General features: G+C 49.8%; 8 protein-coding genes and 2 pseudogenes. 5 read left to right on the forward strand and 5 right to left on the reverse strand.

What is annotated here, in order from left to right; translation table 11 throughout:
• Nucleotides 1-111 precede the first annotated feature (111 nt).
• The 4 genes and pseudogenes from B4M48_RS03430 to B4M48_RS03445 all read right to left on the reverse strand — a co-directional run.
• Nucleotides 112-246, reverse strand: a pseudogene (locus B4M48_RS03430) (arsenical resistance protein ArsH); the annotation flags it as partial.
• A gap of 77 nt (nucleotides 247-323) precedes the next feature.
• Complete coding sequence (locus B4M48_RS03435; protein ID WP_024274587.1) at nucleotides 324-728, reverse strand: H-NS family nucleoid-associated regulatory protein; 405 nt, start codon at nucleotides 726-728, stop codon at nucleotides 324-326.
• Nucleotides 729-1,290: 562 nt separating this feature from the next.
• Nucleotides 1,291-1,518 carry a hypothetical protein gene (locus B4M48_RS03440; protein WP_038886216.1) on the reverse strand — a complete coding sequence of 76 codons (228 nt, stop codon included), beginning with the start codon at nucleotides 1,516-1,518 and terminating at the stop codon, nucleotides 1,291-1,293.
• Between the two features lie 267 nt (nucleotides 1,519-1,785).
• Nucleotides 1,786-1,965 (reverse strand): cold shock domain-containing protein, encoded by a 180-nt coding sequence (locus B4M48_RS03445; protein WP_038886213.1) that lies wholly within the window; start codon nucleotides 1,963-1,965, stop codon nucleotides 1,786-1,788.
• Nucleotides 1,966-2,243: 278 nt separating this feature from the next.
• On the opposite strand from B4M48_RS03445, the gene cspF reads away from it, so the two are divergent.
• From cspF to B4M48_RS03460, 3 genes are all read left to right on the forward strand, one after another.
• Nucleotides 2,244-2,456: a cold shock-like protein CspF gene (gene cspF / locus B4M48_RS03450; RefSeq protein ID WP_071601025.1), complete on the forward strand. Its 213-nt coding sequence runs from the start codon at nucleotides 2,244-2,246 to the stop codon at nucleotides 2,454-2,456.
• 81 nt (nucleotides 2,457-2,537) lie between these two features.
• Complete coding sequence (locus tag B4M48_RS03455) at nucleotides 2,538-2,702, forward strand: YnfU family zinc-binding protein (RefSeq protein WP_217186015.1); 165 nt, start codon at nucleotides 2,538-2,540, stop codon at nucleotides 2,700-2,702.
• A gap of 155 nt (nucleotides 2,703-2,857) precedes the next feature.
• Nucleotides 2,858-11,440 (forward strand): glycoside hydrolase family 94 protein, encoded by an 8,583-nt coding sequence (locus B4M48_RS03460; RefSeq protein ID WP_288655945.1) that lies wholly within the window; start codon nucleotides 2,858-2,860, stop codon nucleotides 11,438-11,440.
• Nucleotides 11,441-11,459: 19 nt separating this feature from the next.
• Here B4M48_RS03460 and B4M48_RS03465 read toward each other — a convergent pair.
• Nucleotides 11,460-11,693 (reverse strand): annotated as a pseudogene (locus B4M48_RS03465) (hypothetical protein).
• A 153-nt stretch (nucleotides 11,694-11,846) separates the two neighbouring features.
• Between B4M48_RS03465 and B4M48_RS18035 the strand changes: the two are divergent.
• Nucleotides 11,847-12,023, forward strand: a complete 177-nt coding sequence (locus tag B4M48_RS18035) for a YnfU family zinc-binding protein (protein WP_414692656.1) — start codon at nucleotides 11,847-11,849, stop codon at nucleotides 12,021-12,023.
• Nucleotides 12,024-12,577: 554 nt separating this feature from the next.
• Complete coding sequence (gene lpxP, locus B4M48_RS03470) at nucleotides 12,578-13,486, forward strand: kdo(2)-lipid IV(A) palmitoleoyltransferase (RefSeq protein ID WP_283341023.1); 909 nt, start codon at nucleotides 12,578-12,580, stop codon at nucleotides 13,484-13,486.
• The last annotated feature ends 221 nt before the right edge of the window (nucleotides 13,487-13,707 follow it).

Below are 13,707 nucleotides of genomic sequence, written 5' to 3' on the forward strand. Positions count from 1 at the left end.
ATTTGTCCGCTTTTCGCTCAAAGCGGACCTGACAACAAGCTGGTCGGTCCGCTCCGTACCAATAGCAGACGTTGTTAAGCTCATGCAGTATGGATTCACGAAGAACATACGTTATTTTTTGTCCTGATTGACTCGGAATGAAAGCTCCTGATGGCTCTCATTTCGCTCGCTGTAACGATCAGCAAGATAACCGGTTTGTCCCTTAAGCTGCACTGTGATTTTAAACAGCTCCTCGGCTACATCGACGGAAATAAATGTTTCTCGACTATTCTCTAAGGCAACTTGCGGCCTATAAAAAAGAACCGGGTATAACCCGGCTCTTTTTAACTGATTTCAAAATCTTTTAATTCCCCACCTTCAGCAATCAGATTTGAGATCCGCTTCGGCATTCGCCCCTGACCTGACCATGTTTTTGACTCTCCAGTTTCGTCAGTATATCGATACTTCGCGGGGCGTGGGGAGCGCGTCCTTTTAGCCTTACCCGGAGAGCCAATAGCAGCTAAAAGTTCGGAGGGGTCGATACCCTCATCAAGCATCATCTGACGAAGTGTTTCCAGTTTATCGCGGCGCTGACTTTCATTTGCAAGACGTAATGTCTCTTCTTCTCGTCGTTCTATAAGGATAATTTTAAACTTTTCCAGAACATCTTCCAGTACATCTAATGACATTTCACGAGTCTGAGAACGTAAGGTACGGATATTGTTTAACTGTGTAAGAGCATCTGACATAAAGAGACCTTTTAAAGTTTTTTCGTTGTTCAGCAAATACCAATGTCGACGGTTGCTCATCAACCCGATTTTTCTTACTGAGCATTTTAATCCGATTGGTACATACTGTTATTAACGAGGTTTAGACTACTTATATAAATCTCTTATCGCAAGACAAAATTAAGAAGAATGTGCAAGAACTAAATTACAACTCCTACGAAATGTCCATGCATTTTTGAAGGTACTTAAAACTATGATGCCAGGAGTCATCCGGAGAGCCTTTTTATACCCTCATAACTTATTGCTTCAGTCACACCTGATGAGATTTAAAATGAGGAGAGACAGCGCCGCCACTTAGCAAGGTTTTTCACAAATGGCAAGATGGCACGCAGGGGGAGACACCTGCATTTTGTCAGAGGGTAGCGAATTACTCTCTCTTTATAGAGGCGTTTCTAAAAAAGTGTAATGTAAAAAAAAGCCTGCTGTTAGCAGGCCATAAATGCTTTTAACTCATTTTTTGTTCGATTCTGATAAATAGGGTAAGCATGCAATTAAACGAGGAGCAGAGAGCATGACAAAAATGCTATAAATATTTCCTGGCCGCATCAAGTATCTCCTGTGACGTTAACTCCCTGTCAGTAGCCACGTAAACAATATCATGATCGCCAGTTAAGGAAGGAAAACCTGCAGACATAATCCGAAGATGTGTTTCTTCACCGTTTGGATATTCCTGCCTGATAGACGATATACCTTCCAGAACGGTCATGACTTTACAGTATTCAGCATTAAAGAAAACAAGGACTTTAATCATATTCTATTACCCTGTTTTCTCATGGATATTAACTGGCAGATGCCATTAAGGTCAAAGCCATACACACTTCTTATTTAACATGTGGTTAGCTTGTGCTTTTAGACTTTTTATGCAGTAGTACTGTACTTCATCACATCGGTTAGCATACTCATAATTTTGAAAAATATGCTGATCAGATATTAAGAATAAACGACTTTCATCTGATTTAAGTTATGGATCTGTCTACTCAGGAATAATCCTTCATCGTTATCGCAGACCCACAATGATTTATTTATCGCAAAGTGTTACATTTGCAGCAGCAGGACCCTTGTCTCCGCGGTGAATGGCGAATTCAACTTTCTGACCTTCAAATAAAGTTTTAAAGTTGTCGCCATCAAGAGGAGAGATGAAGCCAAAACCTTTGTCTTCGTTAAACCATTTAACCAGGCCTGTAATTCTAGAGGTCATACTGACTCCGTTATACATGATTGTATTGATAGTAAACGTATAAGATTAAACGTATGGACTCAAGAGAGGGGATATCAACGATAGCGCCCGGTAATGAGAACTGCCCGGAAAATTTCTAACTTTCATTAGTACATCGAACTGATGGGATTCATTAAGGCACAGGGAATCGATATAAGCAAATTATCTTTTAGCCATCCAGAGGTCCTGTAGGGAAAATAAAAGTGGCTGAATGCCATTTTCAATGTATAGTCTTTACGTGTTTTCAATAAGGAATTGACTTGTCCCATAAAATGACAGGAATTGTCAAAAGCTTTGACATTCTTAGTGGTAAAGGCCTCATCATCCCATCTGATGGACGAAAAGACGTTCTGCTTCACATTTCAGCCGTTAACTCCCGCGAATCAGAATTACTCATCCCTGGAAGGCGCATAGAATTTTGCCGGATAAACGGTCTCCGGGGGCCTGTGGCTGCGAACATTTATCTTTCCTGATTTTCGGTGTGTCAAAATAGATAGATTAAAACTTAACCACATGTGGTACGGTGAAGCTCATTCATTGAAAGGTTAATGGTTATGTCTGTTATCAATTACGCAATGAAATTCTTCAGCAGTGCGTCTGCTGCCACAGCTGCCTGTCCTGTTTGTGGCTTAAAATCAGTACAACCGTTGTCAAAAATCCGGCTCAACCAAACCATGCTTTGCCCCGGATGTAAGGCTCTGTTTATCTCCCGACGCTAGCTCGACCAAAATCGCAGAACAGAGCTCATGTCCTATACTTATGTTAGATTCCGGCAGCTGTTAAATCCCTGATGCCTGACGCCCATCCTGAGAGAACGTTTCTGAACTGATTTCGCAACTGCTCCTGCGCGCTAACGTCGCATCAGAGCAATGCTATGAAAATGATCCCCAGAGCGTGGTTTAACCGCTCCCGTATTCTGATTAATACTGCCGAAAACATAACGTTTTCGGCGAACGATCCTGCCGGTGAAAGCTCGCCGCGGTCAGAACTCTTTTCGACCGTCCAGATGGAACGCTACGGCCAGAAGCTGGCGCGGACTCATAAAGTATCACCGGATAGGCATCCTTATTATCTTCTGAAACGGCTTGGCGACAATGAGGCCGTCATTACCCAAAACTGCTATGAGCTTAACGCGGGTAAAAAGACCAGTATCATGCCCGCCGGTGAATGGCTGCTGGACAATTATTATCTGATTGAGGAACAAATCCGCACTGTCCGCCAGCATCTGCCGAAAAGCTTTGGCAAAGGTCTTCCGTCGCTGGTATCGCCGTTGAATTGCCCACGAATTTATCATATTGCATCAGAGGCCATTGCTCACGGCGATGGCCGCTGGGATGCCGCCAGCCTGACCAGCTATCTCACTGCCTATCAACAGGTGACGCCGCTGACGCTGGGTGAAGTCTGGGCGTTACCGGGAATGCTGCGCCTTGCGCTGATTGAAAATCTTCGTCGTATCAGTATGGAAGTGATAAAAGCGCAGCAGGACAGAAACCTTGCTGATACGTGGATAACAAGGATTGTCGAATGCGCAGAGAGTGCGCCTGGTGATTTAATCATGGTGGTTGCCGATATGGCGCGCTCCCGACCTCCGTTAACCAGTGCGTTTGTCGCAGAGCTGGTGCGGCGCCTGCAGGGGCATGGCAACGCGCTGTCGTTACCTCTGACCTGGGTTGATCAGTGCCTTCGGGAACAGGGGATCACCACTGACGTTCTCATACATAGTTTCAATCAGCAGCTTGCCGCCAGCCAGCTGTCCGTCAGTAACAGCATCGCGGGCCTGCGTTTATTGAGTGAAACGGACTGGGCTGATTTCGCCGAAACGATAAGCGTTGTCGAACAGGCATTACGCAATGATCCTGCCGGCATCTATCCCCGGATGCACTTCAATACCCGGGATCATTACCGGCACGTAGTTGAGGTTCTGGCCAGAGACAGCGGTCTCAGCGAGCCTGAGGTTGCTGAGAAGGCGCTGGCGTTTTCAGAGGAAAAAGCGCCTGATACACAGGAACATCATGTTGGTTATTATCTTGCGGGCGAAGGTCGACAGGCGCTGGATATTCATCTCCTGGCAGACGCCTCAAGGCTCATACGCTTGCGGCACAGTTTCAACAGAATAACCCTGCTGTCATGGCTTGGAAGCCTGGCGTTGCTGACAACCGCAGCGACCGCAGCAATATTGCACGAAACCGCCATGCAGGGCGCAGACTGGCTATTGATCGCGTTGATATTACCTCTGATTATCGCATTAACTCAGTTAATGAGCGATTTGCTCAGTGATGCAACCACCCGTTTTCGCGTTCCTCGACCCTTGCCGGGGATGGATTTTTCAGCCGGTATTCCCGCTGACAGTGCCACCATGTTAGTCATTCCCTGCATGTTGACCAGCCACGAAAGTTTCAGCCAGCTCCTCACCAGTCTTGAAGTCTGCTGGTTGGGGAACGAAAACGAAAATCTCAGGTTCGCGCTGCTCACTGATTTTGCTGATTCTGAAAATGAACCCTCGCCGGAAAGTCACGCGCTGCTCAGACAGGCTATCGCCGATACGCAGGCGCTTAATCGCCGCTACCCCTCCGGCCGACCACGTTTTTATCTGTTACATCGCCAGCCTGAATGGAACCCCTCGGAAGGAGCGTGGATGGGCTATGAACGCAAGCGGGGAAAACTGGCGTTACTGAACAGCTGGTTGCGCCATCCCGGAACGCAATTCGTCAGCGTTGCAGAGATGCCTGCCCACCTTTTACCGGGTCACATAAAATACGTCATTACCCTGGACAGCGATACGGTGCTCCCGCGCGATACGGCACACAAACTCGTCGCGACGATGGCGCATCCGCTGAATACGCCTGAGTATGATCCGGTACGCCAGAGGGTTGTCAAAGGATTCGGTATTTTACAGCCCGGTCTTGCGGAGGAGATACCACGCAACGGTCAGGGGCATTACGCAGCCCTGCGCAGCAGCGTACCGGGCAATAACCCTTATTCGATGATGTCTTCGGATATTTATCAGGATCTCTTTGGGGAAGGCTCGTTTGTGGGCAAAGGGATTTACGATGTTGATATTTTTATGCAGGCCACTACGAACATCTGCCCGGAAAATCTGGTACTCAGCCACGATCTGCTTGAAGGATGCTATGCACGTTCGGGTCTGCTGAGCGAGGTGTTACTGTACGAACAGTACCCTAATAATTATCTGTCGGATGTTGCACGACGTTCACGCTGGATCCGGGGTGACTGGCAACTGCTTAACTGGCTAAAACCACGCGTCAGAAAAGCCGATGGAACCCGGGTCAGGAATCCGCTGACCGCGTTTTCTTACTGGAAATTACTCGATAATCTACGTCGCAGTCTGGTCGCCCCCTCCTTACTGATATTGCTGTTCTTCGCTCTGCTTTGGGTACCCAATCCGGTTTACTGGCTGGGCATACTGTTGCTGATATGGCTGTTGCCAGCCATCCTCTGCATTAGCCATGACCTTCTGCATAAACCTCTGCGTCGCCGCGTGAAGCCGCATCTGTTACTGGTGGGGGCGGGCGCGCTAAAGCGTCTGTCAGGTATCAGCCTTAATTTTGCGATACTGCCGCACGAAGCCGGATATTCGCTGAAAGCGATCGCCGTGACGCTATGGCGACTGGGGATAAGCAGGCGTCACCTCAGCCAGTGGGTCAGCCACAGCCAGGACAGCAGTCAGGCCAGACCCACTGTTGCACGTTTTTATCAGGCGATGTGGCTGAACGTTGCCGGTGGCGTGGCGCTGACAATACTGACCGGACAATTTGCCCCACAGCTGCTGGGGATTGCGTTACCGATCGGTTTGGTATGGTGTGTGGCACCGCTGCTGATGAGCTGGCTGAGTCGCCAGCCCGTGCGTAAGGTTTTTTCGCCTAATCAGGAACAAAAACAGCTGTTACGCCAGACAAGCCGTGAAATCTGGGCTTTTTTTGAAACATTTGCCACAGCAAAAGAGAACTGGCTTCCGCCTGATAATTATCAGGAAATACCACAACCGACGGTGGCACACCGAACTTCTCCTACCAATATTGGTCTTTCACTTATGGCTAACCTGACGGCATGGGACTTTGGCTACCTGCCTGGCGGAGAGGTGCTCCGGCGCGTGTCGCTCACGCTCGACACGATGGATAAAATGGAGCACTACCGGGGCCATCTCTACAACTGGTATGACACCCGTACGCTGGTCCCCCTAAGTCCACGCTATATCTCCAGCGTCGACAGCGGCAATATGGCCGGGCATTTATTGACCCTGCGTGCAGGCCTGTCCGCCATGCGTCATCAGCCTGTTTTAAGCAACCAACAGATACTGGCAGGACTGAACGATACGCTGGATATTCTGGAAAAACAGTGGGGTAAGAACCCACCTGACAGCCTGAGACTGCTGCGCAAGCACTGCCTGAACGCGGTGTCGCTCTCTCCGCAGGCGCTTTTCAGCGAACTGAAAAGCATGCGCACCCAGTGCAACCATCTGACCAGCGCATGTCATCAGGGATCTCCTCTTCAGATGCGCTGGGCTGGACATCTGGAGCATCAACTGGTTCAGCTTTGCCATGAGTGGTCTCTGTTGCTTGGCTGGTTGCCTGCATCCTGGAATGAACAGAAGTTGCCGACGCTGAGCGAGCTTGCCCGTCCGACATTAACCGGTACAGGAACGCCTCCGGCGTCAGTGGCGGAGCAGGCCCGAATGCGACTCAATATTATCACCGAGCTGGAACAGCGGCTGGATGAGCATGCCCGGATGGATTTCGCCTTTCTGTACAGTGAAGCAACCAGTCTGCTCAGCGTCGGTTATAACTGTGACACCAATATGCCTGACAAGAGCCACTACGATCTCCTGCCGTCTGAAATCCGCCTGACCAGTTTTCTTGCCATTGCGACTAATCAGCTGCCTCTTAAAAGCTGGTACGCGCTGGGTCGATTGTTTACCACGATTGATAATGAAACTGCCCTGATGTCATGGAGCGGATCCATGTTTGAATATCTGATGCCGAATCTGGTGATGCCCACCTGGCCCGGCAGCCTGCTCGATGAAATGAGTCAGTCGGCGGTTATGCGCCAGATTCACTGGGGGAAAGAACGCGGGGTACCATGGGGTGTTTCAGAGTCTGGCTATCATGCTTTTGATGTTCAGCATAATTATCAGTATCAGGCATTTGGCGTACCGGGGCTCGGTCTGCGCAGGGGACTTGCCGATGACATGGTTGTCGCTCCTTACGCCACGCTGCTGGCGCTGATGGTTTCCCCGCAGAAAGCTTGTGAGAACCTGTTCAGGCTGCAAAAAAATGGTGCATGCGGAGAATACGGTTTTTATGAAGCGCTGGACTATACCCCCTCACGTCTTGCAACCGGTCAGCTCTATGCGGTGGTACAGTCCTGGATGGCGCATCACCAGGGTATGGCATTTCAGGCGCTGGCTCATGTGCTGCTTGATGCCCCCATGACTGAACGCTTTATGTCCAGTACGGTATTCCGGTCAGCGAGTCTGCTGTTACAGGAGCGCGTGCCGGATGCGGTCGATCTGTACAGTCCGCGCCGTCATTTTGAATCTCATGAGGGCATGGTCAAACCCGTTCGCTATGAACCCCGTATTTTCTATAGCGTGGATACCCCCGCCCCGGATATTCAACTCCTGTCCAACGGCCATTATCATCTGATGTTGACCGCGGGCGGCGGCGGTTACAGTCGCTGGAATGATATTGCACTAACGCGCTGGCGCAGTGATACCACCCGTGATAACTGGGGAGCATTCTGCTACATCCGCGATACCCAGACGGGAGATGTGTGGAGCAATACCTGGCAACCAACAGGCTACACCAGCGGACAAGACGAGGAAGTGTTGTTCACCGATGCGGGGGCAGAATTCAGACGCAGCTTAGGGGGACTCAGCGTCAAAACTCAGGTGGTGATCTCTCCGGAGGATGATGTTGAATTGCGACGGCTCACACTGATTCATCGTGGTCGCAAGCCTCGCTCTCTGGAGCTGACAACCTATGCTGAAGTGGTACTGGCACCTGATGCCAGCGATCTGGCACACCCGGCATTCAGCAATTTGTTTATTCAGACTGAGCTGGCTCCTGAGCGTGACGCTATTCTTTGCCACCGGCGCCCGCGCTCACCGGATGAACCGGGCCCTTGCCTGTTTCACATGATGGTGGTGCACGGCGATAACCGACATAACGTGTCGTTTGAAACGGACAGGGCAAGGTTTATTGGACGTGGCAGAAACCCTGCGAATGCACAGGCAATAGAGACGGGAGGGATGCTAGGCAACACGTCGGGCTCGGTGCTGGATCCGATACTGGCAATTCGCAACGCCATTATTCTGCAGCCGGGGCAGCCGGTTACGATTGATATCATTTATGGCATCAGCGAGACCCGTCAGCAGAGCCTGGCGTTGCTGGAGAAATATCGCGATTACCCTATCGCCGATCGCGTCTTTGAACTGGCCTGGTCTCACAGTCTGGTGGTATTGCGCCAGATGAACGCCAGTGAAGATGATGCCACGTTGTTCAATAGTCTCGCCAGCGCTGTGCTTTACCCTGTCCAGGAGCTGCGCGCCGAAGGCCAGGCGATCGGCCGCAACCGGCGTGGCCAGTCCGGACTGTGGGGCTGGGCAATTTCAGGGGATCTGCCGATAGTGCTGCTGAGTATAACCAGCGAGGAAAGTATCACCTCAGTGACCACACTGATTCAGGCACACCGTTACTGGAGACAGAAAGGGCTGGATGTTGATTTAGTTATCCTGAATAACAGCCCCGGCGGCTACCAGCAGGGATTACAAAATCAGATTATGGAGTTAATTTATGCCGGGTCTGAAGCCAGTCTGCTGGATAAAAAGGGCGGGCTTTTTGTCCGCAACAGTGAGCATCTCTCCGCTGAGGATAAGTTGCTTTTGATGAGCGTGGCCTGTCTTTATCTTGATGACCGCGCAGGGGGGATTAATGAGCAGCTTAACCAGCGTATTCATACCCTGAAATCGCCGGCAAGGGCATTCATTCCGCGTGCTGTGCGCGAGCGTAATCAACATACGGACTGGAGCCCTGATACCAGTCAGTTATGCCATTTCAATGGGTACGGTGGATTTTCTCAGGATGGGCGGGAGTATCAGATCGTCCTTCGGGAAAATGCGCTTACACCGGCTCCCTGGTCGAACATACTGGCAAATTCTCGTTTTGGTAGTGTGATCTCAGAGGCAGGGCAGGCCTATACCTGGTATGAGAATGCCCATGAATACCGGTTGACGCCGTGGGAGAACGATCCGGTGAGCGATCGCAGCGGCGAGGCATTTTACCTGCGCGATGAAGAGAGCGGGGAGTGCTGGTCGCCGACGGCTTTACCTGTTCGCGGACACGGTGATTACCTGACCCGCCATGGTTTTGGCTACAGCGTTTTTGCCCATCGTGAGAGTGGTATAGACAGCGAGTTGACGGTCCTGGTTGCTGAAGAAGATCCGGTTAAACTGGTGCTCCTGACGCTCAGTAACTCTTCGGGACGGACACGTCAACTTTCCGTCACAGGCTATGTAGAGTGGACGCTCGGAGAAACACGAACGCGCTCAGCCCCTCACATTGTGACACATGTGGCCAGAACGCCCGGCGGCTGCGGGATACTTGCGAATAACTTTTATGGTGATAATGGTGGCGGCCGAACTGCATTTTTTGCCGTCAGCGGTAATGACTGTTCTCTGACAGGGGACCGCCGGGAGTTTATTGGCCGTAATGGTTCCCTTCACGCCCCTTCGGCTATGAAACTGCAAAAGCTTTCTGGTAAGACGGGGGCCGGTCTGGATCCCTGCGGAGCGGTGCAATCGGCGGTTACATTAATTGACGGGGACCAGAGGACGTTTATTTTTATCCTCGGCGCAGAGGAGAATGATGTTTGTGCTCAGGAGACGCTGGCCCGCTACATGAACGAGGATACGGTCCGCCAGGAGCTAAACCGGATTCATAATCACTGGCACAATGTTCTCGATAAAATCGTAGTTAACACCCCCGACACGTCCGTAAATTTACTGGTTAATGGCTGGCTGTTGTATCAGACGGTCGCCTGCCGTCTTATGGCCCGGAGTGGCTACTATCAGTCTGGCGGTGCATTTGGTTTTCGCGATCAGCTGCAGGATACGCTGGCTCTGAGCCACGCTGCTCCGGACCGGATGCGTGAACAGATAATACTCTGTGCATCACGGCAGTTTATCGAGGGGGATGTGCAGCACTGGTGGCACCCGCCACACGGCAACGGTGTGCGTACCCGCTGTTCCGATGACTATCTTTGGCTGCCGCTTGCTGTTTGCCACTATGTTGAAACGACGGGGGATATGGATGCACTGGAAATACGCATTCCTTATCTGGAGGGACGCTCGCTTCAGCCTGGTGAAGAGTCTGTCTATGACACGCCGGTCATCAGCGGCACCGAAGAGACACTCTGGTTACACTGCGTCAAAGCTATTCACTATGGACTTCGCTTCGGGGAGCATGGCCTGCCGCTGATGGGGGCTGGTGACTGGAATGACGGGATGAACCGGGTGGGTATCGAAGGCAAAGGTGAAAGCGTCTGGCTGGGCTTCTTTCTGTACGACATTTTGCAGCGGTTTGCAGCGCTGGCGGAGCGCAGGCTGGATGAAAGCGTCGCCGCGATGTGCCGTTCACAGGCTCTGCGCCTGCAAAGTAATCTCGAAGCCCACGCCTGGGATGGGGAATGGTACCGGCGCGGGTATTTTGACGATGGTACTCCCCTGGGATCGAAAACCTCACAGGACTGCCGGATTGATGCGATTGCGCAGAGCTGGTCTGTATTGTCCGGCGCCGCGAGCCTGGGACGGTGCGCAAAGGCCATGCAGGCGCTGGATAAGCACCTTGTGGATAACGAAGGAGGGCTGATCAAACTGTTAACGCCTCCTTTCGACGGACACGGTCCAAATCCGGGCTACATACAGGGGTACCTGCCCGGCGTGCGGGAAAACGGAGGGCAGTATACGCATGGCGCCATCTGGGCAGTGATGGCCTTTGCCCGAATGGGGAATGCCGAACGAGCCTGGCAACTCTGGTCAATGCTCAGTCCTATAAATCATACCCTGAATGCGGACTCAGTCGGGATTTATAGAGCTGAGCCTTATGTCATGAGTGCTGATGTCTACAGCGTCGCTCCCCATACCGGACGTGCAGGGTGGAGCTGGTATACCGGTTCCGCAGGCTGGGCCTGGCGTTTACTTACCGAGGAATTACTGGGGATAAAACGTTCCGGCACTGACTTTAGTGTTCATGCCAGGTTACCGGATGAGTGGTCGTCTTTTTCTATGGCATATCAATATGGTGAAAGCCATTATCAGATTAGTGTTTCACGCGGCGATGCAGAATATTGCGTGACGCTGGATGGCGTTCTCCTCCCTGATGACAGAATACCGCTGAAGGATGATGGACAAAACCATACGGTTGAGATCATTCAGAACTGACACTGATCCCGGAGGTGCATTAACGTCTGCCGTTAATGCGCTGATTATCCCTGAGAACATCAATCGCAGTCTGCATGGCGATTTTGTCATCCCGCCTTTTTTATTTGTCCTGCATGACCTGAAGGTATTCCAGCAAGGTGCGGGTATTAATCGGTCGGCCCTGTTTACCCACAGCCAGCACGGCTTCGCCAAGAATAATTTTCACAGGCGGTAGTTGTGCCGGATACCAGTCAAGGGTGTCTTCTGATTTCATCTTAAATTTCTCACGGAAGGGTAGTGTATCATAAATAAGACGTTCAATTTTCAATATCTGATATCCTGATTCAGACACAACTTAACATAACTTATGCCAGTTATTTTTATATTAAAGCGTATAATAATTACTGTATTCCTCAGGGAATTATTTATGCCTTATACAAATAGGCTCAGGTATTTTAAAGAAAGACCGGTTCATGTTGCCTGCCCGGTATGTGCACACAGAGCCGATCAGAAAGCAGGTAAACTAAGAAAAGATGCGGTTCTTGAGTGCCTTGCCTGCCGACTGTTGTTCAGACCTTCAGAATGCTGGTGTATCGGCGGCTGATCAACTTCTGCCACTTAACGTCAGTGATGTCGGAAAATGACAACATTCCTCCTGTACTGCTGTTATCGAGGGTATGATAATGAAATCTAAAAAATCTGTTTTTATTGAAGGGTATATCATGTCGAACAGCTGTCACGGACAGGCTGGCCAACCTTTCTGTATTCACCGGGTCAGGTTTAGTAATGGTAAATATGCGATTATTCGGGTGGCATCCGGGATATGTTTCAAACCAGGCGAAATTATTCAACGAAACGATTGTGAGTGGTTTTATAAACTTACCAAAATTCGGCTTCTTTCTTTTGAGTACCTTGATGATGATGAATCAAGAAGACAATTCCTTGAGTATCAATGATAAAACCATGGATTTATAACAGAATAAATTTGCTGGCTTACAATTCACCCCTGGCTCTTTAAATTATTCACCAGTCATTGGAAAATATTTTTTCCTGAATTTAGATGGATTTAAATTATCTAAAACAAAATGTATCGCTAAAGACGAATTGCCTCATTGTTTTCCTTTTGCGTTATAACCTTCATTAGCATTAAGGAAATTTATGGCACAGACTTTTACTCATAATTTACTTCATCCTCGCCACTGGCTTACCTGGTCTGGTTTGGGTCTGCTGTGGCTTCTCGTTCAACTTCCTTACCCGGTTTTACATATTCTGAGCTCTGGCCTTGGAAAAATATCCAGACCCTTTCTGAAACGCCGGGAACGGATTGCGATTAGAAATATCGAACTGTGCTTTCCCGAGATGACACCGTTTGCCCGGAGCCAGATGGTCAATAAAAACTTTGTTTCTCTCGGGCTGGGACTGATGGAAACAGGAATGGCCTGGTTCTGGAGCGATGCGAGAGTCAAAAAATGGTTTGATGTCGAAGGGCTTGAAAACCTGACCGGTGCGACGAGAGGAGTAATGGTTGTCGGGATTCATTTTATGTCCCTTGAGTTGTGTGGAAGAGTTATGGGGTTATGCCATCCTATGATGGCAACATATCGCCCACACAATGATCCATTAATGGAATGGGTACAGACAAAAGGGCGTATGCGTTCAAATAAGGCTATGATTAATCGACGTAATTTATCAGGTTTTGTTCATGCGCTAAAAGCAGGTGAAGCCGTTTGGTTTGCACCAGACCAGGATTATGGGTCTAAAGGAAGCGTTTTTGCACCTTTTTTCTCGGTAAAAAAAGCAGCCACGACGAACGGAACGTATGCTCTGTCAAAACTCGCTGGTGCACACTTGATCACACTTAGCATGATTCGACGTAGCGATAAAAAAGGTTATCACATGTATATCAGCAATCCGTTGTCAGGCTATCCAGGGGAAGACAAGATCGCCGCAGCGGCTTATATGAACAAGATCATCGAGCGTGAAATTCTCCGTGCCCCTGAGCAATACCTGTGGATGCATCGCAGGTTCAAAACGCGTCCTGAAGGCGAAGTCTCTTTATACAAATGAACCACTCTACTTGTCATGAGCCAGAATCTGTCTTTCTTGCCACTGCGTATTTGTAAAAATACGATAAGGAATTTTCGATCGGATTCATGTTAACGATGGCTTGACTGACAGCCAAGGTTAATCAATTGAACTGGTTCGGATTTGAAGGTCCGTTTTTCGCTCATAGCAGACGCTGGCCGACAAACCGGATTGTTCTATACGTTAAGCGTAGTGCCTTCAGC

Source organism: Pantoea sp. UBA6567, assembly GCF_002434165.1.
Taxonomy (GTDB): Bacteria; Pseudomonadota; Gammaproteobacteria; order Enterobacterales; family Enterobacteriaceae; genus Pantoea; species Pantoea eucrina.

Excerpts from the sequence above, each read along its gene's own strand:
- B4M48_RS03435 (WP_024274587.1), bottom strand. The coding sequence starts at position 728 with ATGTCAGATGCTCTTACACAGTTAAACAATATCCGTACCTTACGTTCT.
- B4M48_RS03440 (WP_038886216.1), bottom strand. The coding sequence starts at position 1,518 with ATGATTAAAGTCCTTGTTTTCTTTAATGCTGAATACTGTAAAGTCATG.
- B4M48_RS03445 (WP_038886213.1), bottom strand. The coding sequence starts at position 1,965 with ATGACCTCTAGAATTACAGGCCTGGTTAAATGGTTTAACGAAGACAAA.
- B4M48_RS03455 (WP_217186015.1), top strand. The coding sequence starts at position 2,538 with ATGTCTGTTATCAATTACGCAATGAAATTCTTCAGCAGTGCGTCTGCT.
- B4M48_RS03460 (WP_288655945.1), top strand. The coding sequence starts at position 2,858 with ATGAAAATGATCCCCAGAGCGTGGTTTAACCGCTCCCGTATTCTGATT.
- B4M48_RS18035 (WP_414692656.1), top strand. The coding sequence starts at position 11,847 with ATGCCTTATACAAATAGGCTCAGGTATTTTAAAGAAAGACCGGTTCAT.
- lpxP (WP_283341023.1), top strand. The coding sequence starts at position 12,578 with ATGGCACAGACTTTTACTCATAATTTACTTCATCCTCGCCACTGGCTT.